The sequence below is a fragment of the Brevundimonas sp. genome (assembly GCF_036676055.1).
GTDB lineage: Bacteria > Pseudomonadota > Alphaproteobacteria > Caulobacterales > Caulobacteraceae > Brevundimonas.
Map to the genome: position 1 here is coordinate 1 of NZ_JAKFDS010000024.1, position 26,649 is coordinate 26,649.

The 26,649-nt window shown below is 68.2% G+C and carries 29 protein-coding genes, 3 tRNA genes and 1 pseudogene; 22 read left to right on the forward strand and 11 right to left on the reverse strand.

Translation table 11 applies throughout. The features are described 5' to 3' along the window. Positions 1-410, forward strand: a pseudogene (locus V6M45_RS04530) (hypothetical protein); the annotation flags it as partial. A gap of 10 nt (positions 411-420) precedes the next feature. On the opposite strand, the gene V6M45_RS04535 reads toward V6M45_RS04530, so the two are convergent. The 3 genes from V6M45_RS04535 to V6M45_RS04545 are packed head-to-tail and all read right to left on the reverse strand — an operon-like array spanning position 421 to position 1,874. Then, positions 421-1,200, reverse strand: coding sequence for a sulfite exporter TauE/SafE family protein (locus V6M45_RS04535; RefSeq protein WP_332654380.1), 780 nt, complete (start codon positions 1,198-1,200; stop codon positions 421-423). 9 nt (positions 1,201-1,209) lie between these two features. Next, the gene (locus tag V6M45_RS04540; RefSeq protein ID WP_332654382.1) at positions 1,210-1,524 is read right to left on the reverse strand and encodes a rhodanese-like domain-containing protein; all 315 of its coding nucleotides are present in this window, start codon (positions 1,522-1,524) and stop codon (positions 1,210-1,212) included. Further along, a complete protein-coding gene (locus tag V6M45_RS04545; RefSeq protein WP_332654384.1) occupies positions 1,521-1,874 on the reverse strand; it encodes an ArsR/SmtB family transcription factor in 354 nt (117 codons plus the stop codon). The genes V6M45_RS04540 and V6M45_RS04545 overlap by 4 nt, the downstream gene beginning before the upstream one ends. A gap of 76 nt (positions 1,875-1,950) precedes the next feature. On the opposite strand from V6M45_RS04545, the gene V6M45_RS04550 reads away from it, so the two are divergent. From V6M45_RS04550 to V6M45_RS04560, 3 genes are all read left to right on the forward strand, one after another. Then, positions 1,951-2,826, forward strand: a complete 876-nt coding sequence (locus V6M45_RS04550; protein ID WP_332654386.1) for an MBL fold metallo-hydrolase — start codon at positions 1,951-1,953, stop codon at positions 2,824-2,826. A gap of 129 nt (positions 2,827-2,955) precedes the next feature. Beyond that, positions 2,956-4,872 (forward strand): DNA-packaging protein, encoded by a 1,917-nt coding sequence (locus tag V6M45_RS04555; protein ID WP_332654387.1) that lies wholly within the window; start codon positions 2,956-2,958, stop codon positions 4,870-4,872. A 138-nt stretch (positions 4,873-5,010) separates the two neighbouring features. After that, entirely contained in the window at positions 5,011-6,075 is a 1,065-nt protein-coding gene (locus V6M45_RS04560) for a hypothetical protein (RefSeq protein ID WP_332654388.1), read from the forward strand. Here the strand turns inward: V6M45_RS04560 and V6M45_RS04565 are convergent. From V6M45_RS04565 to V6M45_RS04580, 4 genes are all read right to left on the reverse strand, one after another. Beyond that, positions 6,053-6,904: a DNA-methyltransferase gene (locus tag V6M45_RS04565; protein WP_332654389.1), complete on the reverse strand. Its 852-nt coding sequence runs from the start codon at positions 6,902-6,904 to the stop codon at positions 6,053-6,055. The genes V6M45_RS04560 and V6M45_RS04565 overlap by 23 nt on opposite strands. Before the next feature lie 203 nt (positions 6,905-7,107). Then, a complete protein-coding gene (locus V6M45_RS04570) occupies positions 7,108-7,833 on the reverse strand; it encodes a hypothetical protein (RefSeq protein WP_332654390.1) in 726 nt (241 codons plus the stop codon). 2 nt (positions 7,834-7,835) lie between these two features. Further along, entirely contained in the window at positions 7,836-8,015 is a 180-nt protein-coding gene (locus V6M45_RS04575) for a hypothetical protein (RefSeq protein WP_332654391.1), read from the reverse strand. Positions 8,016-8,074: 59 nt separating this feature from the next. After that, on the reverse strand, positions 8,075-10,057 hold the full coding sequence (locus tag V6M45_RS04580; RefSeq protein ID WP_332654392.1) for an acetyl/propionyl/methylcrotonyl-CoA carboxylase subunit alpha: 1,983 nt from the start codon (positions 10,055-10,057) through the stop codon (positions 8,075-8,077). A gap of 181 nt (positions 10,058-10,238) precedes the next feature. Between V6M45_RS04580 and V6M45_RS04585 the strand changes: the two genes are divergently transcribed. From V6M45_RS04585 to V6M45_RS04595, 3 genes are all read left to right on the forward strand, one after another. Next, complete coding sequence (locus V6M45_RS04585; protein ID WP_332654393.1) at positions 10,239-11,732, forward strand: hypothetical protein; 1,494 nt, start codon at positions 10,239-10,241, stop codon at positions 11,730-11,732. Between the two features lie 83 nt (positions 11,733-11,815). Further along, positions 11,816-12,316 (forward strand): peptide-methionine (R)-S-oxide reductase MsrB, encoded by a 501-nt coding sequence (gene msrB, locus V6M45_RS04590; protein ID WP_332654395.1) that lies wholly within the window; start codon positions 11,816-11,818, stop codon positions 12,314-12,316. A 49-nt stretch (positions 12,317-12,365) separates the two neighbouring features. Further along, a complete protein-coding gene (locus V6M45_RS04595) occupies positions 12,366-12,950 on the forward strand; it encodes a hypothetical protein (protein ID WP_332654397.1) in 585 nt (194 codons plus the stop codon). Between the two features lie 39 nt (positions 12,951-12,989). Here V6M45_RS04595 and V6M45_RS04600 read toward each other — a convergent pair. Continuing rightward, a tRNA-Thr gene (locus V6M45_RS04600) sits at positions 12,990-13,064 on the reverse strand. Positions 13,065-13,163: 99 nt separating this feature from the next. Between V6M45_RS04600 and V6M45_RS04605 the strand changes: the two genes are divergently transcribed. From V6M45_RS04605 to V6M45_RS04670, 14 genes are all read left to right on the forward strand, one after another. Beyond that, complete coding sequence (locus V6M45_RS04605; RefSeq protein ID WP_332654399.1) at positions 13,164-13,346, forward strand: hypothetical protein; 183 nt, start codon at positions 13,164-13,166, stop codon at positions 13,344-13,346. 112 nt (positions 13,347-13,458) lie between these two features. Then, entirely contained in the window at positions 13,459-14,748 is a 1,290-nt protein-coding gene (murA, locus tag V6M45_RS04610) for a UDP-N-acetylglucosamine 1-carboxyvinyltransferase (RefSeq protein ID WP_332654401.1), read from the forward strand. Next, positions 14,738-15,214, forward strand: coding sequence for a DUF2948 family protein (locus V6M45_RS04615; protein WP_332654403.1), 477 nt, complete (start codon positions 14,738-14,740; stop codon positions 15,212-15,214). The genes murA and V6M45_RS04615 overlap by 11 nt, the downstream gene beginning before the upstream one ends. After that, entirely contained in the window at positions 15,211-15,675 is a 465-nt protein-coding gene (locus tag V6M45_RS04620; RefSeq protein WP_332654405.1) for a UPF0262 family protein, read from the forward strand. The genes V6M45_RS04615 and V6M45_RS04620 overlap by 4 nt, the downstream gene beginning before the upstream one ends. 103 nt (positions 15,676-15,778) lie before the next feature. Beyond that, complete coding sequence (gene infA, locus V6M45_RS04625) at positions 15,779-15,997, forward strand: translation initiation factor IF-1 (RefSeq protein WP_003164348.1); 219 nt, start codon at positions 15,779-15,781, stop codon at positions 15,995-15,997. Positions 15,998-16,006: 9 nt separating this feature from the next. Continuing rightward, positions 16,007-16,585, forward strand: a complete 579-nt coding sequence (locus V6M45_RS04630; RefSeq protein WP_332654407.1) for a Maf family protein — start codon at positions 16,007-16,009, stop codon at positions 16,583-16,585. Further along, complete coding sequence (locus tag V6M45_RS04635) at positions 16,582-17,613, forward strand: RNA-binding protein (RefSeq protein ID WP_332654409.1); 1,032 nt, start codon at positions 16,582-16,584, stop codon at positions 17,611-17,613. The genes V6M45_RS04630 and V6M45_RS04635 overlap by 4 nt, the downstream gene beginning before the upstream one ends. Positions 17,614-17,617: 4 nt before the next feature. Further along, complete coding sequence (locus tag V6M45_RS04640) at positions 17,618-17,782, forward strand: DNA gyrase inhibitor YacG (RefSeq protein ID WP_332654411.1); 165 nt, start codon at positions 17,618-17,620, stop codon at positions 17,780-17,782. Between the two features lie 63 nt (positions 17,783-17,845). Beyond that, positions 17,846-17,921: transfer RNA gene (locus tag V6M45_RS04645), tRNA-Phe, on the forward strand. 385 nt (positions 17,922-18,306) lie between these two features. Then, positions 18,307-19,200, forward strand: a complete 894-nt coding sequence (locus V6M45_RS04650) for a MotA/TolQ/ExbB proton channel family protein (RefSeq protein ID WP_332654413.1) — start codon at positions 18,307-18,309, stop codon at positions 19,198-19,200. A 5-nt stretch (positions 19,201-19,205) separates the two neighbouring features. Beyond that, positions 19,206-19,640 carry a biopolymer transporter ExbD gene (locus tag V6M45_RS04655; protein ID WP_332654414.1) on the forward strand — a complete coding sequence of 145 codons (435 nt, stop codon included), beginning with the start codon at positions 19,206-19,208 and terminating at the stop codon, positions 19,638-19,640. 13 nt (positions 19,641-19,653) lie between these two features. Beyond that, complete coding sequence (locus V6M45_RS04660) at positions 19,654-20,370, forward strand: energy transducer TonB (protein WP_332654415.1); 717 nt, start codon at positions 19,654-19,656, stop codon at positions 20,368-20,370. 126 nt (positions 20,371-20,496) lie between these two features. Next, on the forward strand, positions 20,497-21,243 hold the full coding sequence (locus V6M45_RS04665) for a M48 family metallopeptidase (RefSeq protein ID WP_332654424.1): 747 nt from the start codon (positions 20,497-20,499) through the stop codon (positions 21,241-21,243). A 158-nt stretch (positions 21,244-21,401) separates the two neighbouring features. Further along, positions 21,402-21,478 (forward strand) — tRNA-His (locus tag V6M45_RS04670). A gap of 67 nt (positions 21,479-21,545) precedes the next feature. On the opposite strand, the gene V6M45_RS04675 is transcribed toward V6M45_RS04670, so the two are convergent. Beyond that, on the reverse strand, positions 21,546-23,390 hold the full coding sequence (locus V6M45_RS04675; RefSeq protein ID WP_332654417.1) for a patatin-like phospholipase family protein: 1,845 nt from the start codon (positions 23,388-23,390) through the stop codon (positions 21,546-21,548). A 154-nt stretch (positions 23,391-23,544) separates the two neighbouring features. Beyond that, positions 23,545-23,943: a DUF1489 family protein gene (locus V6M45_RS04680; RefSeq protein ID WP_332654419.1), complete on the reverse strand. Its 399-nt coding sequence runs from the start codon at positions 23,941-23,943 to the stop codon at positions 23,545-23,547. A gap of 68 nt (positions 23,944-24,011) precedes the next feature. On the opposite strand from V6M45_RS04680, the gene V6M45_RS04685 reads away from it, so the two are divergent. Next, a complete protein-coding gene (locus V6M45_RS04685) occupies positions 24,012-24,404 on the forward strand; it encodes a putative quinol monooxygenase (protein WP_332654421.1) in 393 nt (130 codons plus the stop codon). A gap of 34 nt (positions 24,405-24,438) precedes the next feature. Here the strand turns inward: V6M45_RS04685 and V6M45_RS04690 are convergent, their stop codons facing one another. Further along, positions 24,439-26,448 carry an acetyl/propionyl/methylcrotonyl-CoA carboxylase subunit alpha gene (locus V6M45_RS04690; RefSeq protein WP_332654423.1) on the reverse strand — a complete coding sequence of 670 codons (2,010 nt, stop codon included), beginning with the start codon at positions 26,446-26,448 and terminating at the stop codon, positions 24,439-24,441. Positions 26,449-26,649: the final 201 nt, after the last annotated feature.

Genomic DNA, 26,649 nt, shown 5'->3' on the forward strand with positions numbered 1-26,649 from the left:
CGGCGACGGCGGGCGCGGGGCGGTGCGCCGGTTCGGGCGCGGGGACGGGGCAGGGGACCGGACCCGGTTCCGGCCCCGGCGGCGACGGCGCCGGCTGCGACATGATCCGCCGGCTGCAGGAGGCGCTGCGGGCCGATCCCGAGGTCCGCGCCGCCGTCGCCGAGGCCCACCGCGCCGAAGGCCGCGGCCGCGCCCTGCTGGTCTGGAACGGGGACTGGATCCAGACGCCGGGGCAGGCGGGCAAGGGGCTGGCCGGGGTGCGCCAGGCCATCGCCCTGGAGGTCGCCTTCGCCCCCGAGGCGTGCCGCCGCCAACCGATGCGCGGCCTTGTGCTGATCACCTTCCCCGGCGGACCGCGTGTGGTGTTCGGCAAGGGAAGCTGGCGCTGGTCGGAATTGCTGGGGCGGTAAGGGGCGGGGTCTAGAGGAAGGCGCCGACGGTGCGGATCAGCATGTAGATGGCGACCACGAAGATCAGGCCGGCGAACAGGATGTTGAGGGCGCCGCGCCGCTGGCCCAGCCGGCGCGCGACCCTCGAACCCAGCAGACCGCCGCCCAGACCGCCGACCACGAACAGGCCGGCTATGCTCCAGTTGATCAGGCCGGCGAAGGCGTAGCTGGTCGCCGTGGTCACGCCGAAGCCGGTCACCGCCAGCAGGGACGAGGCCATGGCGTTCAGGATCGGCATGCCGGTGGCCGCCATCAGCCCCGGCACGATCAGAAAGCCGCCGCCGATGCCGAAGAAGCCCGAAAGCAGACCCGCGCCGAGGCCGAAGCCGACCAGCTTGGGGAAGTTGTCGCGGCCCAGCCGGACGTGGGGCAGGCCCTCGCCCTTGCGGCTGCGCAGCATCAGCCCTCCGACGACCATCATCAGCACGGCGAACAGGGCCAGCAGCTTCTCGCCGTCGACCTGGCGTCCGAACCAGGCCCCGACGAAGGCGCCGAGCACCCCGGCGACGGTGAACACCGCGGCGCAGCGCCACTTCACCGCTCCGGCCCGGCCGTGGTTGACCAGGTTGAGCAGGGCGTTGGCGGCCACGGCCACGGCGCTGGTGCCGATCGCCACATGCGGGTTGGTCACCCCCACCAGATAGACCAGCAGGGGCACGGCCAGCACGGAGCCGCCCCCGCCGACGAGGCCGAGGGTGAAGCCCACCACCGACCCGGAGGCCAGGGCCAGCACGGACTGGAGCGGATCCATGGCGTGCGCCTAGAGCCGGCGCTGGACGGGCAGGCCGGCGGCCTGCCAGCCGTCGATCCCGCCCTCGAGCAGATAGACCTCGTCCGTCTCCACGGCTCCGGCCAGGGCGCGGGCGTTCATCCGGGTGCGGGCCCCGCTGCGGCAGTGGAAGATCACCGGCTGCCCGGGCCTGGCCGCGACCCCGCGGGCGCCGCCGGACAGCGGGGCCAGCTGGGCCCCGGCGATCACCAGGGCGCATTCCTCGGGCTCGCGGATGTCGACCAGCAGGGCGCCGTCGTCGACGAGGCGGGCGGCTTCTTCGGGGGTGACGGGTTTGACGCTCATGATGGATCTCCTTGATTGCGGGACGGGCCCGCCAGCTGGGGGCAGTAGATGTCGCTCAGGGCGCCGAGGACGCGCAGGACGTCCGGGTCGGCGATGCGGTAGTGCAGGGTCTGGGAATCGCGACGGAAGGCCACCAGCCCTTCGGCCCGCAGGCGGGCGAGGTGCTGCGACAGGGCCGACTGGCTCAGCCCGACCTCGGCTGTCAGGGCGCCGACCGACATCTCCGGCCGGCCAGACAGCTGGCACAGGATCAGCAGCCGGTGCTCATTGGCCAGGGTGCGCAGCAGCCGCGAGGCCTCGGCCACTTTCACGGCGAGGGCTTCGATCGGGGCGGCGGCGGTCCGGGTCATCGGCTCATTCCATTAGACTTGCCTAATTTAGAAACAACTAATATATGTGTCAACTCCAAACGCACAGGAGCCCCTCATGACCTCCAGCCCCGAGATCCGCGCCTTCTTCGACGAGCCGACCCACACCGTCAGCTATCTCGTCTTCGATCCGGCGACGCGCGAGGCCGCCGTCATCGACCCGGTGCTGGACTACGACCCGGCCACGGGCGAGGTCGACACGCGCTCGGCCGCGGCGATCCTCGACGAGGCCGCCCGCCTCGGCCTGACCGTGACATGGACGCTGGAGACCCACGTCCATGCCGATCACCTCAGCGGCGCCCCCTTCATCAAGGAAAAGACCGGCGCCAAAATCGGCATCGGCGAGCACATCCGGGCGGTGCAGCGCATCTTCCGCCCGGTCTTCAACGCTGTGGACCTCGACGCCGACGGGGGCGATTTCGACCGCCTGTTCGCCGACGGCGACCGCCTGCCCCTCGGCCAGCTCGAGATCGAGGTCCTGCACACCCCCGGCCACACCCCCGCCGACGTCAGCTACCGCATCGGCGACGCCGTCTTCGTCGGCGACACCCTGTTCATGCCCGACTACGGCACCGCCCGCGCCGACTTCCCCGGCGGCGACGCGCGCCAGCTGTACCAGTCGATCCGCCGCCTGCTGGCCCTGCCGCCCGAGACGCGGCTGTTCCTGTGCCACGATTACAAGGCCCCCGGCCGCGACCACTACGCCTGGGAGACCACCGTCGCCGCCCAGCGCCGCGACAGCGTCCACGTGCACGACGGCGTCAGCGAGGACGATTTCGTCGCCATGCGCACCGCCCGCGACGCGACCCTGTCGGCGCCGAAGCTTCTTCTCCCCTCGATCCAGGTCAACATGCGCGCCGGCCGCTTCCCCCCGGCCGAGGCCAACGGCGTCCGCTATCTGATGATCCCGGTGAAGGAGCGCGCCGGTGCGTGACGCTGATATGCTGACAATCCGCCGCCCGCCGTCCTAATTTTTTCGCCCAGGTCGCTGATTTCCCGAGGCTTCGTCCCGGCGTCAGCGACCTGAGCCCGCCATAGGGCGGAGCCGCCCGATAATGGGCGGATGAGCAAATCCCCCCTCACCGAACCCGAATGGCAGGCCCTCTTCGCCGACGAGATGGCCGGCCTGACCCGCCGCGAGCTGTCCGCGAAATACGGCGTCCACCCCGGCACCATCAACCGCCAGGCCAGTCTGCGCGGCCTGCTCAAACGCCAGACCGGCGCCCCGGACCAGCGCTGCATCCCGCCCGGCGGCTGGCCCCCCGACCGCGTCATCCCCCAGAGCCGGTCCGGCATGACCGGCCGCAAATGGGACGCCGCCCTCGACCGTTATCTGGCCGGCGAGGACGCCGCCATCATCGAGGCCGACATCGGCGTCGGCCCCGGCGCGCTCACCTCTCGCGCCCACGCCGTCGGTCGCCAGAAGAAGCAGACCCCCGGCGCCGTCCGCCGCCCCACCGGCCCGAAACCGGGCGCCTGGGACCCGGACCCTGACGAGCCCGGGGACGCCCCCGCTGCCCCGATCAAACTCCGCAAGTCCCAGCGGCCCCCCAAGGGCGCCTGGTCCACCTGGCTGTTCCTCGGCGGCCGCGGGGCCGGCAAGACCCTCGCCGGCGCCAGCTGGCTGGCCGACCAGGCCGAGGCCCTCGGCCCCGGCGGCCGCCTCGCCCTGATCGGCCCGACCCTGCACGACGTGCGCGAGGTGATGATCGAGGGCGTCAGCGGCCTCCGCTCGCTCCCCCGCTGGACCCGCGCCACCCGCCCCAAATTCCAGGCCTCCCGCCGCCGCCTGATCTTCGCCAACGGCTGCCAGGCCTACGCCTTCTCGGCCGAGGACCCCGACTCCCTGCGCGGCCCCCAGTTCAGCGCAGCCTGGGCCGACGAATTCTGCGCCTGGCGCGGCAGCGGCCCCCGCGGCGCCGCCGAAACCCTCGCCCTCCTGCGCATGGGCCTCAGACTGCCCCTGGCCTCCACCCACCCCCGCCTCGTCGTGACGACAACCCCGCGCCCCACCCGCGCCCTCGTCCGCCTGCGCGACGAGGCCGGCTGCGCCCACACCCACGCCCCCACCTCGGCCAATGCGGAGCACCTCTCCCCCGGCTTCCTCGACAACCTCCAGGCCCTCTACGGCGGCACCCGCCGCGCCGCCCAGGAGCTGGACGGCCAGATCGTCGAACTCGACGGCGCCCTGTTCACCGCCGAGATGATGCAGCGGGCGCGGATGCCGCCCTCTCCCGTTGGGAGAGGGCCTGAGCACACGACGGCGCAGCCGTCGTCCTTGTGCGACCCGAAGGGCAGCGCGGAGCCTGAAGGGGTGAGGGTCGACCGTCCCGAGGCGGCTTCGCCGCCTCCGCCGGCCGACCCACATCCGACGGGGCTCCGCCCCGCCACCTTCTCCCAACGGGAGAAGGAAGCCGTTATCTGCGACCCGGCCTCAAGTAGCCCGAAGGGCGGTAGGCCATACGACAGAGTCATCGTGGCCATCGACCCCGCCGCCACCGCCCGCGGCGACGCCTGCGGCCTCATCGCCGCCGCCTCCTGGCGCCGCGCGGACGGAACCCGCTGCGCCGTCATCCTCGCCGACCGGTCGATCGCCGGCCTCGGCCCCGACGCCTGGGCCCGCCGCGCCGTCGCCCTCGCCCAAGAGTTCGGCGCCACGGCGGTGGTGGCCGAGGTCAACCAGGGCGGCGACATGGTCAAGGCGGTGCTGAAGACCGCCGGCGCCACGCTGAAGATCCGCGAGGTCCACGCCACGCGCGGCAAATACATCCGCGCCGAGCCCGTCGCCGCCCTCTACGAACAGGGCCGCATCCACCACGCCGGCCCCTTCGACGCCCTCGAGGAAGAGCTGATGGCCTTCGGCGGCGAGATGGAGGCGGCCGGTTCGCTGGACCGCGCCGACGCGCTGGTGTGGGCGGTGACGGACCTGCTGGTCGACGCGCCGGACGGGGAGAGGGGGCCGAGGGTGCGGTGGGTGTGAGCTGAGCTGGCGCCATCCGGTATGGGCCAAATCCTGCCGCCAGACGCCGGACACGAAATCCGCTCACGCATCCTACTCGGGGTTGAAGTGCTCAGCGACTCCACGCCGTAGTCGCTTCCGGCATCGAGGAGAGATTGGGTGAGCGTCATCAACAGAAAGGCGGAGTTTGAGCGCCACCTCTGGGATCATGCGGCAGATGCCTTCCAGGCTCAGTTCGATGAGCGACGGTCGCTGACTGAGGAGGAAACAGACTTTCTGGCGCTGGTCTATCGAGCGGCAATCATCGCTGACGATGTCGACGCCCTGAAGAAATTGCGGATCGTCATCAGCGCTCGAGCCAATGGGCTTGCCCTCGTCCTTCAAATATGCGGCCTCACGCGCAATAAGATACTGGTGGACCTTCGTGCGAGCGCCGAAGTCAAAAAGCAGGGAGTTAAACTTCCTTCCGCCTTTCATAACTTGGTGAACGCAGAGCCTTGGAGGGCCGCCGGGCCATATCTGCTTTCTCGACTTCGTACCGTCGTCGGGAACGTGTCTCCGTCGGGGAACTCATTAGCCGGAGTGTTTGAGGCCTTGAATCAGTCGACGTGGCCTGGCTACATCCGCCAAGAGCGGGCGAAGCGAAGTGGCCATGAGGCAGAATACCGCATTGCTACTCTCCTTGCCTCTCTTGAGGTCCCATTCGAGCCATTTGAGAAAGCAGACAATCCGCTGTGTAGAGATGCCCAGATTGACAGCATCTCGTTCGACATCGTCGTTCCGGGCACCGCCAGCCCTGCGATAGTAGTCAAATCCACTGTCCACACCGCCAATATCGGTCAGTACGGCGAGTCAAAGGACCACCTTGAGATAAGCGAAGCGCGAGAGTGGATCGAGAAAAGATTCGCAGGCGAAGATGCGCCCGTGCTTCTGGCCTTTATCGATGGCGTGGGGTTTCGAAGCAATCGCGCCGGTTTGGAGGGAGTGCTGAGTAAGGCAGATGAATTCTGCCAGTTCAAAACCATCTGGAAGGTGGCAATGATCTCCGCATCAAAGCTGGGACTACCCTTGGAGATCGCTCTTTCTGAGGAACACCGGAAGGAGTTCAGCGGCTTCATCGAACACTGGCAATTGGAACAGAGCGTGCGCCTTATTAGCAGCTTAGAAACGACGGTCGGATGGATCGAAGCTGGTGACGCGCTTATTCGTCGAACGGCAACATAGCGCGCTCCGAGTCCTTGAAATGAGATTTTCGAGGTTTCGCTGAGCCGGTCTTCATAGTGCTGGAGTGGATGATGTCGACATCAGTCCAAGGTGGCGGAGCCCAAACTTCTTCAATGCGCGCCCTAATAAGTGGGGCGAACTCCGCGTGGACTTCGTAGCCCACGCCTCTCCGGTCCATTGCTTGGGCGACCTTCAGCGTTGTGCCTGAACCCGTGAAGGGATCTAGAACCAAGTCATTAGGGTCAGTGTAGCTTTCGATGAAGAAGCTTACGAGTTCTTCAGGGTAGGCGGCCACGTGGTAGCCCATCGATTTAATGTTCGGCGGCCTATAAGCGGGAACTCGAACAATGTTCCCTACGCATCTGCCGCGAGCATTCTTCTTTTCGGTCCTGGGGTCGGCTTGAGCATATTTCTGTGGAACTCTTGGCTTGTGAAATTTATAGGATTTTGAGTCTCCCTTTACAAACACAAGTAGAGACTCAAATTTATTATCAAGCAACCGCTCCATGTAATGATTGGGTTGTGGCAATGCGTTTGGAATATACCAAATGTTGTGGTCCCAAAACCGCCAAGACTGCATGGTTTTAACGATGTCAAAATCTATTGGGTAAAACTCTCCCTTAGATCGACGAGAGTTTACGTTGATGATCATGACTGCGCCGGGTTTAGCGACGCGATAGCATTCGAGCCATACTGTTAGGAGATCGGAGAGGTATTCTTCATACGAAGAATCGCCGATTTCGTGGACGGAATCGCCGTAATCTTTCAGATTCCAGTAAGGTGGGCTCGTCATGATGAAATCTACTGTTTCATCTTCGATCGCAGACATGACACGGCAGTCCGAAAAGAACACCGTTTGCCGCTTTATATTTTCGGAGCGCACATAAGCCTCTAGATAATGTGGGGTCTCATTACGAGTGCAGTGGCTGGCTGCCAAGCACCGATCATTCGGTGTCCCAATTCTCCTGCGCCCCTTCACCGCTAACCCGGAACCTTGGCACATATTGCCGCCGCCTCGAACCGGAGCGGGGCTCACGCGCCCCCGGCTGCCAAGACGGCTCGACGGCCCTGCTTAACAAACATTTCGACTTCGCTACGAACACGCTCCAAGTCAGCGATATCGTCATCTCGGGCCGCTCGCTCCAGTCGCCGGGCGATCTCTTCAGCGGTGTCTAGAAAGCGCCGCTCCAGCGTCAGCAAGAATGCCTTGCTCGCGCGTTCAAACGCGACAGCGCAATCCATAGCCGGGGCATCCATCGCGACCTCCAGCAGAGACTCGGTGAAACCTGCTATCGCATCAAGCTCGTCTAGCGCTTGGTTGAGTTTGCGACGGAAACGGGGGACATCGTCCGCCTCATACTCGATCCAATCTGTACGGGTCAGGTCCGAAGGTGGGGGAGCGGCTTTTGACTTGACGATCACGAGCGGCTTCCCACACATCGAAGCGAAGCCCAGTTCAAGGGCAATATTCGCCATCGCTGTCCCACGGGTGTCTTCAGAGAAGATGGCGACGGTGAATCCAGTCCCACGGATCAGTCCAAGGATTCGCTCTAGGAAATCCTTCCCGCCAGTGGAGGCATCGGCATCTTTGCGGCCGATTCCGCGCGCTTCGAAGACCTCGTCGACGATGGCTGTCATTGCTTCGTCTAGCGCTGGCGGATTGCCAATCTGGCGCATGACGAAGGCGTGCCGTGGGAAGAGGGTCCGCGGTACGGTGAGTAGGGTGTCTTCGGAGATCGGCGAGAAGACGAGCGCCAACGCTACTTCTTCTTCGTGGTGACTTCGCGGACGCCTTTGTAGGGGCCGGCGGTTTTCTTATGATCGACGATCCGACCCGTGCTGGTGTCGATCTTCACATACCTCTTCGTTACGGGGTTGAGCGCTTGCGCCCGATCTTTCACCGCGCCCTTTCGGCTGCCTGATCCAGTGTTCTTTGCCATGACTAAAATCATAGTCCAGTTGCAGGCGAACCGCGAGGCTTCCGAGCACCTAACCTCCCCTACTCAAACTCCACCAGCACGTCGTCCGCCGCCACCGGGTCGCCGGCCTTCGCGCTGACCGCCTTGACCACGCCGTCGCGCTCGGCCTTGAGGATGTTCTGCATCTTCATGGCCTCGATGATGGCGACGGTTTCGCCGGTCTTGACCTCCTGGCCGACGGCGACCGGGATGGCGACGACGAGGCCGGGCATGGGGGACTGGATCAGCTTGGAGGTGTCGGCGGCGACCTTTTCCGGCAGGCGGGCGTAGAGGGCGGCGACGGCCGGGGTCAGGACGCGGACGCGGGCGCGGGCGGCGCGGTGGCGGATGACGAAGCCGTCGGCGACGCGGGCGACCTCGGCGGTGAAGGGCTCGCCGTCGAGGACGGCGCGGAACTGGGCCAGGCCGGGGCGCCAGTCGATGTCGCTGAGCTGCAGGGCGCGGTCCTCGCCGGCGAGGTCGAGGGTCAGGGCCTCGTCGTCGTCATAGGACAGGGAGACGCCGTGGGCCTCGCCGTCGACCAGGACGATCCAGTCGGTGCGGGCGGAGGGGTCGCCGGACAGCTCGGTCAGGACCTCGTTCATGGCGGCGGCGGCGGCGATCAGGATGTCGGTCTGGCGCCGGTCGGGGGCGAGGCCGTGGAAGCCGTCGGGGAACTCGTCCTTGATGTAGCTGGTCGAGATGTGGCCGCTGCGGAAGCGCGGCTGGTCCATGACGGCGGCGAGGAAGGGCACATTGTGGCCGACGCCCTGCAGGTGGGTGTCCTCGAGGGCGCGGGCCATGCCGTCGATGGCGGCGTCCCGGGTCGGGCCCCAGGCGCACAGCTTGGCGATCATGGGGTCGTAGAACATCGAGATCTCGTCGCCCTCGCGGACGCCCGAATCGTTGCGCACGGAATAGGCGCCCTGATCGCCTTCCTCCGCCGTATCATACCGGACGAGCCGGCCGATGCTCGGCAGGAACCCCCTGTACGGATCCTCCGCATACACCCGGCTCTCGATCGCCCAGCCGTTGATGGCCAGATCCGCCTGCCCGAACGCGAGGCGCTCGCCCCACGCCGACCGGATCATCTGCTCGACCAGATCGACCCCCGTGATCAGCTCCGTCACCGGATGTTCTACCTGAAGTCTCGTATTCATCTCGAGGAAAAAGAACGACTTATCCTGTCCGGCTACGAACTCCACCGTCCCGGCGCTGTCGTAGTTCACCGCTTTCGCCAACGCCACGGCCTGGGCACCCATGGCGGCTCGGGTGGCTTCGTCGAGGAGGGGGGAGGGGGCCTCCTCGATAACCTTTTGATTTCGTCGTTGAATTGAACATTCGCGTTCAAAAAGATGGACCACGTTCCCGTGTTTGTCGCCGAGCACCTGGATCTCGATGTGGCGCGGGTCGATGATGAACTTTTCGAGGAAAATGCGGTCGTCGCCGAAGGCGTTCTGGGCCTCGGCCTTCACCGCGGCGAAGCCCTCGGCCATGTCGGCGTCGGAGTGGGCGACGCGGATGCCCTTTCCGCCCCCGCCGGCCGAGGCCTTGATCATGATCGGATAGCCGATCTGATTGGCGATGCGGACGGCCTCCTCGGTCGTCTCGATCAGGCCCATGTGGCCGGGGACGGTGGAGACGCCGGCCTCGGCGGCCAGCTTCTTGGAGCTGATCTTGTCGCCCATGGCCTCGATGGCCTCGGGGTTGGGGCCGATGAAGGCGATGCCCTCGTCGCGGAGGCGGCGGGCGAAGCCGGCGTTCTCGCTGAGGAAGCCGAAGCCGGGATGGACCGCCTCCGCGCCCGTTTGCCGCACCGCTTCGACAATCTTGTCGGCCAGCAGATAGGACTGGGCCGCCGGGGCGGGGCCGATCAGCACGGCCTCGTCGGCCATCTCGACGGCGAGGGAGCCGGCGTCGGCCTCGGAATAGACCTGCACGGTCTTAATGCCCATGCGGCGGCAGGTCTTGATGATGCGGACGGCGATCTCGCCGCGGTTGGCGATCAGGATTTTGGAGAACATGCGTCTTTGAATCTGAAGCGAACGTGATCGCAGCGTGAGGGAAGCGCCCCGATTAGGCCGCGATCCGGCGGGAGTAAACCGACGGGGGCGTTCACCGGACGGGGTACGGGCTTGGCAAGGCCCGCTCCGATGGGCTTTAACGCTGCCCGTTCCCTGTTCCTACGACCCGGAGCCAGACTTGATGTCCCGTATCCTCCCCGTCGCCGCGACCGCGGCCCTGACCCTGGCGCTCGGCGCCGGCTCCGCGTCGGCGCAGAATTTCCAGGCGCTCGCGCGTCAGGACCTGCAGGCCGCCCACGACGAACTGGCCGCCAACCACCCGGCTCCGGTGGTGCCCGGCCAGGCGAGCGACACCTTCCGCGCCTGGCTCGACGCCGGGCTGCAGGACGCCCTGTCGAAGGTCGGGCAGTCGAACAGCGGTTCCAGCCACGCCTATCTGCTGCGCTACTACGCCGCCGGCTTCCGCGATTCGAACATCGTCATCCGCCCCAGCTACGAGACCTCGGCCGACCGTTTCACGGCGACCAGCTGGCCCGGCCTGGCGACCGGCTGGCGCAACGGCCAGTATGTCGTGACCTATGTCCAGCCGGGCGTGCGCGGTCTGCCGCCGGTCGGAGCGGTGGTCACCGAGTGCAATTTGACCCCGATCGAGGAATATTCGCGCAACAAGCTGGACCTGTGGGAAGGCGACCTTGACACCGAGGCCGGCCGCATCACCTCGGCGCCCTACCTGCTGTGGAACCGCAACAACCCCTATGCCGGCGGCACCCCCTCGACCTGCAAATTCAAGGTCGGCAACCGTCGCGAGCGCGACTTTGACCTGAAGCCGGTTCCCGTGGTCCCGGCGAACCTCGAGGCGGCCTATCGCGCCACCCTGTACACCCCCGGCGCGACGCCGCTGTCGATCGAGACCGTCAACGGGCGGCCGTGGATCAACGTCCACTCGTTCGCCGACGACGCCGGCTGGGACGCGTTCAACACCCAGCTGCAGGGCCAGCTGGCGGCGATCCAGGGGCCGCAGGGCTTCGTGCTGGATCTGCGCGGCGGCAGCGGCTCGTCCAACCTCGGTTCGACGGCGCGCGGCTATGGCGTGCTGAACCGCATCTGGACCTCGGAATTCACCCAGAGCCGCCAGCCGACCGGCGGCGACTTCACCTATCGAGCCACGCCGGGAAACCGTCAGTGGTACGCCGACGTCATCGGCCGGATGCAACAGGACGCCCGCTTCGTCTATGAGGCCCCGCAGGTGATCGAGCAGACCCAAGCGGTGCTGGCCGCCTTCGACGCCGCCATCGCCGCGGGTCAGCCGAGCTTCACCCAGCCGCAGGCCGCGACCGCCGCCGACGCCGCCGCCGCCAACCCGGTGCAGGGCCCGGTGATCGTTCTGGTCGACGCCGGCTGCTCGGGCGGCTGCCTCGACACCCTCGACCTGGTGAGCCGCCTGCCGAACGTGCGCATCGCCGGCTCTACCACGGCGGCCGACTCGATCTTCATCGAGCAGACGGTCCAGCGCCTGCCCTCGACCTATGCGGACCTGAGCTACGGCCACAAGGCCTGGACCTCGCGTCAGCGCGGCAACAACCAGCCGTTCATCCCGGCGCAGGGCCTCGCCTACACCGGCGACCCGGTCGACGAGACCGCGGTCCGGGCTTGGGTGGGGACGCTTTTCCAGTAGGCGCAACCGCGCACCGTAAGACCTGAGCGGTCTCGAGGGCCGGACGGGGTGGAACCCTCGTCCGGCCCTTCCTATTTCGGGGCATGACCAATATCGCCCCGACCCTGCGCTCGCCCACCGGATTCGATCTCACGCCGCCGGACGAGGACGAGCGGGCACGGCTTGAGGCGGATCTTTCGCCCGAGGAGAAACGGGTCCTGCTCGCGCACGGCACCGAGGCGCCGTTCTGCGGCACGCTGCTGGGCGAGAAGCGGGCCGGGGTGTTCTGCTGTCGCGAATGCGGCCTGCCGCTGTTCCGGACCGGAACCAAGTTCGAGAGCGGCACCGGCTGGCCCAGCTTCACCGAGCCGGTCGACCCGACCCATGTGAAGGCGATCACCGACCGCTCGTACGGCATGATCCGGACCGAGACCCGCTGCGCCCGCTGCGACAGCCATCAGGGCCACGTGTTCCCCGACGGGCCGCCGCCGTCTGGGCTGCGTTATTGCATCAATTCGGTGGCTTTGGTTTTCGTCCCCGAGGGCGAGACGCTGCCGGACCCCTTGGGGCGCGGCGACGGAAACTCTGTAACGGGGGCCGCCTGACCTTGGCCGCATTTGAGGCTAGGGTGGCGTCCTCGCAGGAACCGACGCCATGCTGATCCCCTTGCTGCTGACGGCCCTCGCCGTCGCCCCGGTTTCGTCCCCGGACGGACCCGACCAGGACAGCGCCATGACGACGGCGCCGGCGACCGCCGTGATCCTCGACGGGGCGGCGGATCCCGTGGCCCCTCCGGTGGGCGGCGCGGCCCATTCGACGACGCCGCATGGGCTGACCACTGACCAGCAGATCGCGCAGTGGCTGGCGGCCCGGTCGTCGTCCGTCCCCGCGCGCCACGACGAATCGCCCGTCTGGCGCGACGACCGCAAGCCGCACGGCGAGGTCAGCGTCGGCTTCGGCACCGGCGGTTACCGCGACTACGCTGCGGCGGTCTCTCTGCCATTCGGCGAGAGCGGCCGGCTGGATATCAGTGTCCGCCAGTCCGAGAACGCCTATCCGTATGGTTACGGTTATGGCGGGGGCTACGGCTACGATCCCTATTTCGTCGACAGCGGCTACGCTTTTCCCGGTGAGGCCGGGCCCGGCGCCGCGCTGGACTATGAGCGCCGTGTCGCCCGCCCCGAGGGGCCGCCGTGGGCTCGCCACGCGGCGCGGCCGCAGCAGTCGGCGGAGGAATAGAAAAAGGCCCGATCCGCTGGATCGGGCCTTTGTTCTGAGTGGTGCCGCCGGGGGGAATCGAACCCACGACCTCAGCCTTACCAAGGATGCGCTCTACCACTGAGCTACGGCGGCGGTCACTGAGGAAGCGGCCCTATAGCCAACGGGGGACAACGGGGGAAGCCCCGATTTGTCCTGCTTGCGGAAAACTTCGTCCGCAGGTCTCATCACGGCATGGATGAGTCGAAAATCCCGGCCCCCCTTCCGGACCTGCCGCCCAGCCTGCCGGACCCGTTGGCGCCGCCGAAGACGCCGGCGACGGCGCGGGCGCAGCGGCTGGCCACGGCGCTGAGGGACAATCTGAAGCGCAGGAAGGCGGCGACCCGGTCCGTCCGGGCGGAAAAGCCGAGCAACTGAAAGTCATCGGCTGCAGGACCCAGCCGGTCTTTCGCTTCCCCGGCTGTCCGGGCTAGATAGCCGACCCCCGGCGCCCCGGACAGATCGTCCCCGGGCCGGCCTGTGAGACGACATGGACAGCATCGCCATCCAAGGCGGCGCCCGGCTGAACGGAACGATTCCGGTCAGCGGCGCCAAGAATTCCGCCCTCAAGCTGATGGCTGCGTCGATCCTTACCGATCAGCCGCTGCGGCTGACCAACATGCCGCGTCTGGCGGACACGAAATTCCTCGGTCGGCTGCTGCGCGAGCTCGGGGTCGCGGTGACGGAGACCGGTGAGGGCAACGATCAGGAGACGTTGTTCCACGCCGCGCGGATCGAATCGACCTTTGCGCCCTACGACCTGGTCCGGCAGATGCGCGCCTCGTTCAATGTACTGGGGCCGCTGCTGGCGCGCACAGGCGAGGCCAAGGTGTCGCTGCCGGGCGGCTGCACCATCGGGGCCCGGCCGGTGGACCTGCACCTGCAGGCGTTGACGGCCATGGGCGTCGAGGTCGAGCTGGACGAGGGCTATGTCATCGCCCGCGCCCCGCGTGGATTGAAGGGGGCCGAGATCGAGTTTCCGTTCGTCTCGGTCGGCGCCACCGAGCACGCCCTCCTGGCGGCGGTGCTGGCCGACGGCGTGACGGTGCTGAAGAAGGCCGCCCGCGAGCCGGAGATCGGCGACCTGGCCCGCTGCCTTGTGGCCATGGGCGCGAAGGTCGAGGGCATCGACACCGACGAGCTGGTCATCACCGGCGTAACTTCGCTGGGCGGAACCGAGTGGCCGGTTATCGCCGACCGGATCGAGATGGGCTCCTACGCTGTCGCCGCAGCCATGGCGGGAGGCGAAGTGCGCCTGACGCGGGCGCGGCCGGAGCTGATGCAGGCCCTGACCGACAAGATGATCGAGGCCGGAGTCGAGGTCACGCCGACGGAAGACGGGGTCATCGTACGGCGCGATCCGGCCGTGCGACTGAAGGCGGTCAATGTCGCCACCGAGGTCTATCCCGGCTTCGCCACCGATCTGCAGGCCCAGTTCATGGCGCTGATGACCCTGGCCGAGGGCGACAGCGTCATCCACGAAAACATCTTCGAGAACCGCTTCATGCACGCGCCCGAGCTGATGCGGCTGGGCGCCGACATCCACGTCCACGCCGGCGAGGCGGTGGTTCGGGGCGTCGAAGTGCTGCACGGCGCCCAGGTCATGGCCACCGATCTGCGGGCCTCGGTCAGCCTGGTGATCGCCGGACTCGCCGCGGAGGGCGAAACAACCGTCGGACGCGTGTATCATCTGGATCGCGGGTTCGAGCGGCTGGAAGAGAAGCTCGGAGCCTGCGGCGCGCAAATCCGCCGGATCAAGGGCGAGGACTATGAGCACTGAGGCGTCCACCGCCGAAGACATGCCGACGGGAGCGGCCGCGGAGCCGCTGCGCCTGCTGGCCGAGGACGCCGACGACCTGCACATCATTTCGGCGGCGCTGCAGGACGCCATCATGCGGCCGGTGGACATTGTGTGGGAGCCGTCGTGGCGGCGGGTCACGCTGCAGCTCAGCCGCTTCTGCTGGGAATGCGGCGGCACACGGGTGATGTCGGCGATGCAGTTCGGCGACGTGATCGCGGTCAAGAGCCGGCGCCTGCCGCGCGGGCCGGAACATGCGCTGGAGCTGTTGGCCATGGACTTCGAGCCGGGCGAGGCGCCGGGCGGCCGGATCACCCTGATGTTCGCGGGCGGGGGCGACCTGCGCATCGAGGTCGAATGTCTCGACGCGGTGCTGACCGATCTGTCCGAGCGCTGGCCGGCGCGGGTCGCGCCGACCCACCTGGCCGACGGGCCTGAGCCCGCGTGAGCGAGCACCGCCTGTCCTCGGTCGAGCTGGACGCGGCCACCCTGCCGGCGGCGACGGCCGAGATTGAGCACGAGCGTCGGGTGGCGATCTTCGACCTGGTCGAGAAGAACAGCTTCGAGCCCGTGGGCGCGGCCGGCGGCCCGTACAGGCTGAAGCTGTCGCTGCTGGACGGACGACTGGTGTTCGACATCGCGGGCCCGGATTTCGCCAAGGCCCACGGCCTGTCGCTGAACCCGCTGAACAAGGTGGTGAAGGACTACATCGCCATCTGCGACAGCTATTACGAGGCGCTGCGCGGCACCTCTCCGGGCCAGATCGAGGCCGTGGACATGGGGCGGCGCGGCCTGCACAACGAAGGCGCCGAACTGCTGAAGACGCGGCTGGAGGGCAAGATCGCCATCGATCATGAGACGGCCCGGCGGCTGTTCACCCTTGTGACGGCGTTGTATCGGCGCGGTTGATCTCGACTATCCCGACGTTTTCAGGCATTAGGCCCGCTCTTTTCGACGCGCGCTTTCGCCCGGCGCGCGTCCAGACTTGTATTCACAGGGCGCGAGAGGCCGCATGGCTAAGGAAGAACTGCTCGAGTTTCCCGGCGTCGTCAGCGAACTGCTGCCGAACGCCACGTTCCGCGTGACGCTCGAGAACGACCACGAGATCATCGCCCACACCGCAGGCAAGATGCGCAAGAACCGCATCCGCGTTCTGGCCGGCGACAAGGTCCTGGTCGAGATGACGCCCTACGACCTGACCAAGGGCCGCATCACCTATCGCTTCAAGTAAGGGCGGGGCGTGACTCGCCCTGACCTCGTGCTGGCGTCGGCCAGCCCGCGCCGCGTGGAATTGCTGGCGCTGGTCGGGATCGTTCCCGACCGCATTGAACCCGCCGATATCGACGAGACTCCGCTGAAGGACGAGACTCCGCCGCGCCTCGCCGCCCGTCTGGCCCGCGCCAAGGCGGCGGTCGTTGCGGAGCGGGCGCCCGACGCGGTGGTGCTGGCCGCCGACACGGTGGTCGCAGTCGGCCGCCGGCTGCTGGAGAAGGCGGCCGACGAGGCCGAGGCGGTTCGCTTCCTCAAGCTTCTGTCCGGGCGCAACCACCGCGTCTTCACCGGCGTCGCCGTGGCGGCGGGGGGCGTGATCCGCCACCGGGTCGTCGAGGCCCGGGTCAGCGTCAAGGCGCTGTCGGACGCCGAGATCGCCGCCTATGTCCGCTCGAACGAATGGCGGGGCAAGGCCGGGGGCTATGGCATCCAGGGCCGGGCCGGGGCCTTCGTAACGCGAGTTGTCGGTAGCTATCCCGCCATCGTCGGCCTGCCGCTGCATGAGACGGTCAACCTGCTGGCCGGAGCCGGCTGGCGGGCGGAGTGAGTGAGCTCGAGACCTTTCTGGACGACACGCCCGGCGAGGTCCGGGGCATGGTCGTCCGCAACGGGCGTTTCGACGCCCTCATTATTCAAAGAGAGAGCGACGTCGCGCAGCAGCGGCTCGGGGCTCGCTCGATTGGGCGCGTGGTCGCCGTGGATCCGGGCCAGAAGGGGGCCTTCGTCGACCTGGGCGCGCCGGAGCCGTTCGGATTCCTGCCGCTGCGCTCCAGCGACCGGATGGCGGTGGGAGAGAAGGTCGAGGTCGAGGTCTCGGCCGAACCCCGCGAACACAAGGGACCGACGCTGCGCCGGATCGGGGCCGGGGAGGGCGAGTCCCGACTGTTGCGGCCCGCCCCGACCGTAGCGGAGATGTTGGCGCGGCTGGCTCCGGGCGTCGAGCCGCGCACGGGGGCGGCGGCGATCCGGGCGAGCCTGGAGGCGGAGGAGGAGGCGCTGGCGCCCGGCGCCCAGTTCGCTCATCTCGGCGTGCGTCTGGCGGTGGAGCGGACGCGGGCTCTGGTCGCGGTGGATATCGACCACGCCGCCGTCCCGGGGCGCGACGGCCGGCGGGACAAGGGCCGGGCCAACCGGGACGGACTGATGCAGGCGGCGCGGCTGATCCGGCTGAAGGGCTGGGGCGGACTGGTCGCCGTCGATCTGGTCGGGACCGGGCACGACGGGGAGGCGATGCTGGCGGCGGCCCGGGCGGCGTTCGGGACGGATCCGGAAATCGCCTATGGGCCGGTCAACCGTTTCGGCGTGCTGATGCTGTCTCTGCCGTGGCGGACGACGCCGGTTGAGGAACGGCTGTTGGGGCCAGACGGGCGCCTGACGCTGGAGACCCGGGCTATCGAGGCGGTGCGGCGGCTGAGACAGGCGCTGGCGGGCGACACGGCCGCGCCATGGCTGACCCTGCGCTGCCCCGCGACCATCGCGCCACGGGTTGAAGTGCTGGCCACGCGACTGGGACCGCGGGCGCGGGTGAAGGCCGATCCGGGGTTGTCCGACGGCGTGGAAATCGAGGAAGGCTGAAGCGATGGCGACCTGTCCCATCTGCCGGCGCGCGCCGGCCGACGCGAAATACAAGCCGTTCTGCTCCAAACGGTGCGCCGACGTGGATCTGCAGCGCTGGTTCGTCGGCTCCTACGCCATCCCCGGTCCGGACGACGACGCACCGTCCCGGGACGATGAGGAAGCCTGACAAGACCGCTGGACACCTGAAAACGGCTCGCCTATAGACGCCGCTCTCGCGAATGGACGCCTCGCCTGGGTAGCTCAGTTGGTAGAGCAGCGGATTGAAAATCCGCGTGTCGGTGGTTCGAATCCGCCCCCAGGCACCATCGCTTCCGGCTCTGTCGGAAATCGGCGTCCATCCATCATGAAATTGTCGCTTTCGCCCTGAATCCTCGGCATTGGACGCGCTTGCTCCCCCGCAAGGGGAAAAGCGCCGTTGCGCACTTGACGCTCTGATAAGCGTTCGCCAAAGGAGCTTGACCGCTTTCCTAGGCGAGCGGTCGGCGGTCAGGGGATTATCCATATCCCCGACGCCGTCGACATCGCCCCGGAAGCCTTAAGGCAACCGGAAGCGTCAGGAGGCGTTCCGCAGACCGGGGTTCAACATCTCCCCGGCGCTGCAGACGAGATTTTCATGGAGGGGCGGTCGTCGTCTGCGGCCGTTCCTCAGGGTTCCACGAGTCAGACCAAAAAAGCAGGAACTGGCGAACTATGCTCGATATCAAGAAGACCAACATCCTCCTGGCCATGGCCGGCGCCGCCGTGCTGATGGCCGGTACGCCGGTCCTCGCGCAGGATGCCGCCACCCCGGCCCCCGCCGCGGAGGCCACGGCCCCCGCCGCCACGACCGCTGAAGCCGCCCCGGCCGCCACGGAGGCCGCCCCGGCCGCCGAGGAAGCTGCTCCGGCCGAAAGCCACGGCAAGCTGACCCCCGCCCGCATGTTCATGGACGCGGACATCGTCGTTAAGGTCGTGATGATCGGCCTGCTGCTCGCCTCGGTGTTCACCTGGGTGATCCTGCTCATCAAGCTGTTCGAGTTCGGCGCCCTGAACCGCGCCACCGACCGCTTCCTGGAAGCCTTCCGTCAGACCCGCACGATCGCCGACATGCGTCGCGTGGCCACCTCGGAAGAGTTCGAAGGCAACCCGCTGGCCGACATGGCCGCCGCGGCCACCGACGAAGTCGAACTGTCGCGTCAGGCCGGTCTCTCGGTCACCGGCGATCACCGCGACTCGGCCCTGAACCGCGCCCAGGCCGCCGTGTCCGCCGTGCAATCCGGTCTGGCCAAGCGCCTGTCGGGCGGCCAGCAGTTCATGGCCTCCGTCGGTTCGACCGCGCCGTTCATCGGTCTGTTCGGCACCGTTTACGGCGTCATGAACTCGTTCATCGGCATCGCCAACACCAACACCACCAACCTGGCCTCGGTCGCCCCGGGTATCTCGGAAGCGCTGCTGGCCACCGGCATCGGCCTGTTCGCGGCCATCCCGGCGGTTATCTTCTACAACTACTTCAACACCCGTATCGCGGCGTACGGCACCCGTTCGGACGGCTTCAACGCCGAGCTGATGAACGCCGTGTCGCGTAACCTCGACAAGGGGGCGTAACCCGGATGGCCGCCAAACTTTCAGGTGGCGGCGGCGGCAAGTACGCCATCGAGCAGAACAGCGAGATCAACGTCACGCCGTTCGTGGACATCATGCTTGTCCTGCTCATCATCTTCATGGTGGCGGCGCCGCTCGCCACCGTGTCGGTGGTGGTGAAACTTCCGGTCGCGGTCGCACCGCCCCAGGAGAACCCGCCGAAGCCTTTCTTTGTCTCGATCCAGGCCGATTCCAGGGTCTACATCGGTGACAACGAGGTGGACATCGACTCGGTCGGTACGGAGCTGCTCGGCCTGATCGGCAACAAGACGCCGTCGGACGAGCGGATCTTCATCCGAGCTGACCAGACGACCCGGTACGGCGATTTCATGCAGGTCATGAACGCGCTTCAGGACAGTGGCTTCTACAGCGTCGCCCTGGTCGGCGAAGAGCAGACGAAGTAGGAGCGGTGAGAACATGACAGACGTCGAATATCATCGCAGCCGCTACGACCCGCCGAAGGCGAAGGGCATTTTCGGGGTTCCCCCGCACGTGTTCATCGCCAGCCTTGTGGTCGTGTGCCTGTTCTTCGGGCTGCTGGCGTTCTATTTCGTCAACGCCCAGTTCAAGCTGCGCGAGGTGAACTATTCCGACGACGCGGTCGACGTGGAGCTGATCGAACCGATCCCGCCCCCGCCGCCCCCGCCGCCGCCTCCGCCGCCGCCGCCTGAAACGGCTCCGCCGCCGAAGCTGCAGGTCCGGGTGCCCGCGCCTCTTCCGGTGACCCTGCCGGTGCCGCCGCTTCCGGTGCCGCCGACGCCGAAGGAAGACCGGATCGCCTCGACGATCCCGCCTGGCCGTATCGATGGTCCGGTGACGATCCCGCTGCCGCCGCCCCCGCCGCGTCCGCCGGAAATCAGCAACGTGACCTGGCAACGCCAGCCCGCGCCTGAGTTCCCGGAACGGGCCGCTTCCCGCGGCATCGAGTCGGGTTCGGTGCAACTGGTGTGCACCGTGGCCGCGAACGGTTCGGCGACGAACTGCTCGATCGTCTCGGAAGAGCCGGCGGGCGCCGGTTTCGGACAGGCCGCCCTGCGGTCGATGTCCCGGGCGCGGTTCTCGCCCCGGACCGTCGACGGGGTCGCCGAAGGCGGGCGCGCCCGCTTCACCGTCCGGTTCCGACTGGCGGACTAGTCCGACCGAAGACCCACGACGAACGCCCCGGCCCCAGCGGCCGGGGCGTTTTCGTTTGTGGGGAGCGCGACGCCGTCTCAGGCGTTCTGCGGTGAAGCCGAAACGGAGCCGTCCCCAATGATTCCTATGACCCGCCCCCTGACCTTCGTTCTTGCCGCCGCGACCGCCCTGTCGGTCGGGGCCTGCGCCTACAATGAGACTCTCGGCCGCAATCAGTTCCTGATCGTCGACGACGGGGCTCTGACGCAGCAGTCCGAGGCGGCCTGGGCCCAGGCGCTGCGCACCCAGCCCACCTCCAGCGACGCGGCCGCCAACGCGCGCGTCCGGCGTGTCGGGACCCGCATCGTCGAAGCCGCCGGCCTGACCAACCGGAGCTGGGATTACGCCGTCTTCGTGAGCCAGAGCCCGAACGCCTTCGTCCTGCCCTCGGGCAAGATCGGCGTCACGACCGGCCTGCTGAACCTCGTGCGCAATGACGACCAGCTGGCGGCCGTGATCGGTCACGAGGTCGGCCACGTCGTCGCCCGCCACGCCGCCGAGCGCTATTCCTCGACCGCGGCGACCAGTCTGGTTCTGAGCGGCGTGCAGAGCGCCGCCGGCGACTACGCCCAGGCCGCGGGGGCCATCGGCGGTCTCGGGGCGCAGCTCGGCGTGCTGCTGCCGTTCTCGCGCCGCCATGAGCTGGAGGCGGATCGTCTGGGCGTCGACTATCTGCAGCGCGCCGGTTACCGGCCGTCGGAGGCCGTCGCCCTGTGGCGTCTGATGGCGGAGCAGCGGCAGGGATCGACGCCCGAGTTCGCCTCGACCCACCCGTCGGACGCCAGCCGCATTGCGGCGCTGGAGCAGTATATCGCGGGGCAGGGCTGGGCCTGATCGGAGGCGCCATCGATGAGAGGCGAGGGGCGATCGAGAAAGGGGGAGCCGGTCGATGCCGGCTTTCTCTCGCCGACCTTTCGCCCTTGAACTTCTTCCGTCAAATCCAACTTGATCGAGGCCGGCGACACGGCTAGACACGCCGCTCGCGACATCGCGCCGCCTTAGCTCAGTTGGTTAGAGCGCCGGTTTGTGGAACCGGAGGTCCTCAGTTCAAGCCTGAGAGGCGGTACCATCCTCCCCGGGGTCTGGAAGCGCGTCGACGCGCCGCCGACCGGCCGGCGCGATCCCTGACAATCCGATCATGCGGCGGTCTTGCCTCGACGCGTCCGGCGGCTGGCTTTAACGGGCACGACGTCCGGAGGGGGCCCCTCTGACGCCGTTTGCTCGTCTCCTTCAGAAGGCGCGCAGGCGCTGAGGGGCGCGCGGCGGCGCAGATGGGTGACGGGCCGGTCGAGGCCGTCCAGCGCCTTGCGTGTGGCGCGGTAGCCGGCCTCGACGCCGGGTTCGAACCCCTTCCAGTCGCGGATATCGAGACCATCGGGAGTCGGCTGGATCAGCAGGTCGGTGGCGGCGCGGGAGCTCTCGAGGTCGGCGTCGGTCGTCAGGGTAGCCGAGCGCATCAGGATCGAGACGATCGGCGGACCCCGGCGCCAGGCGCCGGTGGCGATCAGACGCCAGATCGACGGCGGGTGTTCGATCATGCCGGGGTCGACGCCGCGCGTCTCGGACATGTCGATCCCGATGACCGGGCCGGCGTTCATGCTGCGCATCACCTCGGCCGGAAGGTTCTTCAGCACGGCGCCGTCGACCAGAACCTGACCGCCGATGACGATCGGCGGCAGGATGCCGGGAATGGCGATGGAGGCCCGCAGGGCCCGCCGCATCAGGCCGCGCCGGTGCACCTCCAGCTTGCCGCTGGTCAGATTGGTCGAGACCGCGAAGAAGGGCCGGTGCAGATCGGCCAGATCGATCTCGCCATAGGCGTCCTGCAGTAGGCAGTCGACCTTGCGGGCGCGGGTCATGGCCAGCATGGGGAAGGTGATGTCGGACAGGGGGTCGCTCTGGACGAAGGCCTTGCGGATGCGGGCCTCCAGCTCTTCCTGCGACCAGTTGAGGGCCGGGCCGGCGGCGATCACGGCCCCCATGGAGGCTCCGCCGACGAAGTCGATCGGCACGCCCGCCTCGCGCAGGGCCCGCAGGGCGCCGATGTGGGAATAGGCCCGGGCCCCGCCGCCGGACATGACCACGCCCACGGCGGAGCCGGTGATGACCCGACCCATCCGCTCGGCGTCGGCCTGGTCGCCCTCGACGGCCTGGAACCAGCGGCCGGGCCCGATCGCGTCGATCCACACCCCGGTGTTGACGGGTTGGGTCACGCGGGGGTCGCGCAGCAGGATCAGGTCGGTGCGGCGCTGGGCGTCCAGGACGCCGGCGTGGGCCAGCGGCCGGTTGGGCGGGGCCATCAGCCCAGCCCCGACGACGAAGACCCGGTCGACCTGGCGCGCGCACAGGGCGGCCCAGGCCGGTTCGTCCATCTCGGCGACATAGAGGACGTAGTCGTGGGCGTCCTCGACCCGGCTGAACCATTCGCTGGCAGAGGACAGGGCGGACTGGTCGATGACCTGGCAGCTGAAGCCGTCGGCCTCGATGGCGGCGGCGATGCGCTCGACGAAGGCGCGGATGGGGCGCGGACGGGCCGAGACGAAGCCGAACACGCTGGGCTCGCCGCCGCCGGAGCGCCGGTCGCGGGCGCGCTGGATCATCAGCCGCGACAGCTCGACCATCAGGTCAGGCTCGGTGCGAGCGGCCTCGAAGAAGGCGTCGCGGGGCAGGGCCAGCACTTCGGAGTCGCGCAGGGCGACGACGTCCGCGGTGTGCCGGGTGCCGGCCAGCATGGCCATTTCACCCGCAGGCTCCCCCGGCCGGATGACGCCGACGAACTGTGGCGCGCGGTCTTCGGCGGGGTCGCGCCGGAACACGCCGAGACGGCCCGAGCGTAGCAGGTAGAGGGTGTCGGCGGCGTCGCCCTCGGCGAACAGGGTCTCGCCGCCGGTCAGGGCGAACCAGCTGGCGCGCGTGTTCTTGCCGCCCTCGAAGATGCGGTGCAGGGCGTCTTCCAACCGGTCGGAGCGGACGGGGGCCATCAGGGGAGGCTAAGCAGAGTCGGGGGAGAGACGCGAGGCAGCGGGCAACAGGCAGCAGGCAACAGGAAGAGGAGGCGTGCGCGGCGCGATCCGATCATGCGCTCAGTCAGACCGCGGACGGCTGCCTGCTGCCTGCAGCCCGTTGCCCGCTGCCTCACCAAGCGCCCATCTCCCGCAGCTGCCTGGCCAGGTCCTCCGGGAGGTCGCCGGCGTCCATGGAGGACAGGTCGGGCGGGGCGTCCTTCGGCTCCAGATAGCGCCAGCCCTGGAAGGGGCGGCGGGCCTGTGGGGCGGTGCGGATGACCTCGGGAGAGAGCTGGATGTGGCACATGGAGGCCTTGCCCTCGCCCCGGGTCGAGATGTCGAGGATCGGCATGCGGCAGACCACCGAGCCCTTCATGACCCAGAACAGGGAGCCGCCGTCCTCGAGCTCGGCGGCGCGCTTGGGCGTCATCCGGGTGTGGACGGTGAGCCATTCCCCTTTCGAGGCGCGGCGTTCCAGCGTCTCGACCTTCGCCACGCCGACGCAGAGCTTGATCATGTGGAGGGACATGGGCGGGGGGTAGCATCCTTTGCGCATCGGGCAGAGACAGGACAGAGGTCCGGACGTAGAAAAGGGCCATGAGAATCGGACGACGCACCATGATCGCGGGGATGGCCGGGCTGGCCAGCCTCGGGCTCGCGCCGCCGGCGAGGGCGGGAGGCGGGACCACCATGTACGGACTGATCGGCAAGATGACCGCGATCCCGGGCCAGCGGGACGCGTTGACGGCGATCCTGCTGGAGGGGCTGACCGGCATGCCGGGCTGCCTTAGCTACATCGTCGCCCATGATCCCGTCGAGGGCGACGTCCTTTGGATCACCGAGGTGTGGGCCGACGAGGCGGCGCACTCGGCCTCGCTGCAACTGCCCGCCGTAAGGGAGGCGATCCGTCAGGGACGGCCGCTGATCGCCGCGTTCGGCGCGCCGCAGGTGACGACGCCGGTGGGCGGGGCGGGGCTGGTCCGGCCCTGATCCGCCCATTCCGGCGAAAGCCCGGGTGAGCGGATTACTCAGCTGTCGTCACCACCGCCAGCACCGTCCCGTCCGTGACCTGATCGCCCACGGAGACGCCGATCTCGGCGACCACGCCGTCGAACGGGGCGACGAGGGCGTGCTCCATCTTCATGGCCTCAAGGACGACGACGGGCTGGCCTTTCGTGACGGTGTCGCCGGGTTTGGCGGGGGTGGCGACGATCTTGCCGGGCATGGGGGCGCGAAGAGAGCCGTCGGAGGCGGGGCCCGTCCCGGCACCGCCCTGATGGGTCACGGGCTCGAAGGCCCAGGCCTCGCCGTCATGGAACAGCACCGGCTCGTCAACGACACGGCTGAGCTCCCTGTCAGGCCGACCGTCGTGGATCAGGGTCACGCCGCCGGTCAGGACGTAGGCGTCCACCGTCGCCTCGCCGAGATCGACCTTCCAATAGCTGCCGTGCTCCTCCGGGACGGCCCGGGCCTCGATCAGCGCGCCGTTAAGCCGCGCGCGCTGGGGGGCGGGCCGGGCCCCGTTCATGCGAAAGCCGTAGAGACCAGCGGCGGTCGGGGCCCAGGGGCCGCCGCCACCGGGGCGATCGGACGGGCGAACCCATTCTTCCGCATGGTGCGCGTCGGCGGCGAGGACAGCGAGGGCGGCGGCCCGGACCTCCGCAGTGGGTTCGCTGGCGGTCAGGGCCGGCTCCTCGGCGGCGATGAAGCCGGTGTCGACGTCGCCGGCGACAAAGCGGGGGTGTTCGAGGCAGCGTTTGAGGAAGCCGGCGTTGGCCTTGACCGGCCAGACCTCGACCTGACCGCAGGCCTCGGCCAGCCCGACCGCCGCCGCCTCGCGGGTGTCGGCGTGGACGATCAGCTTGGCGATCATCGGATCGTAGAACTGGCTGACCTCGCTGCCCCATGTCACGCCGGTGTCGACGCGGATGTTCTCCGGGAGGTGGAAATGCTCCAGGCAGCCGATGCTCGGCAGGAAGCCGTTGGCGGGGTCCTCGGCGTAGAGGCGCGCCTCCATGGCCCAGCCGTTCAGGGGGATGTCGGCCTGCTTCAGCGGGATCGGCTCGCCGGCGGCGACGCGCAGCTGCCATTCGACCAGGTCGACGCCGGTGATCGCCTCGGTGACCGGATGTTCGACCTGGAGCCGGGTGTTCATCTCCATGAACCATATCCGGTCCGCCTTCAGACCGTCCGAAGCGTCGGCGATGAATTCGATGGTGCCGGCGCCTTCGTAGTTCACGGCTTTCGCGGCGCGGACGGCGGCGTCGGTGACGGCCTTGCGGGTGGCGGCGTCCATGCCGGGGGCGGGGGCCTCCTCGATCACCTTCTGGTGGCGGCGCTGCAGGGAGCAGTCGCGTTCATGCAGGTGGACGACGGTTCCGTGGCTGTCGCCAAACACCTGCACCTCGATGTGGCGCGGGCGGGTGATGTATTTCTCGATCAGGACGCGCGGGTCGCCGAAGGAGGACTGGCCTTCGCGCTGGGCCGAGGCGAGGCCGTCGGCGAAGTCTTCGGCCCGGTCGACCTTCTTCATGCCCTTGCCGCCGCCGCCGGCGACGGCCTTGATCAGCACCGGATAGCCGATGGCGTCGGCCTCCTTTTGCAGGCGCTCCAGCGACTGGTCCTCGCCGAGATAGCCGGGGGTGACCGGCACGCCGGCCTCGATCATCAGGCTCTTTGCCGCGTCCTTCAGGCCCATGGCGCGGATCGAGGCGGGCTTCGGACCGATCCAGACGATCCCGGCGGCCATGACGGCCTCGGCGAAGTCGGCGTTCTCGCTGAGGAAGCCGTAGCCGGGGTGGATGGCCTCGGCGCCGGCGGCCTTCGCGGCGGCCAGCACCTTGGCGGCGTCCAGGTAGGACTCGCGGGCCGGGGCGGGGCCGATCAGGACGGCCTCGTCGGCTTCGCGGACGTGCAGGGCGTCGGCGTCGGCTTCGGAATAGACCGCGATGGTGCGCAGGCCCATGCGGTGGGCGGTGCGGAACACGCGGCAGGCGATCTCGCCGCGATTGGCGACCAGGACGGATTTGAACATGGTCGGTGCATAGCCGGTCTGTCGCTGGCGGAGAAGGCATGGCGGATCGCCGCTTGTGTCCAAGCGGTTGGGGAGGGAGCGGGACAGCCGGGCCTCGCCCGGTTGAGAATGTGATTACCGTTTCGACGAGACAGGCTGCCCCGCGCGGCCGTTTTCCACACGCCCTCCGACTGGCGGCCCTGCGTCCGGGCCTTTGACGGA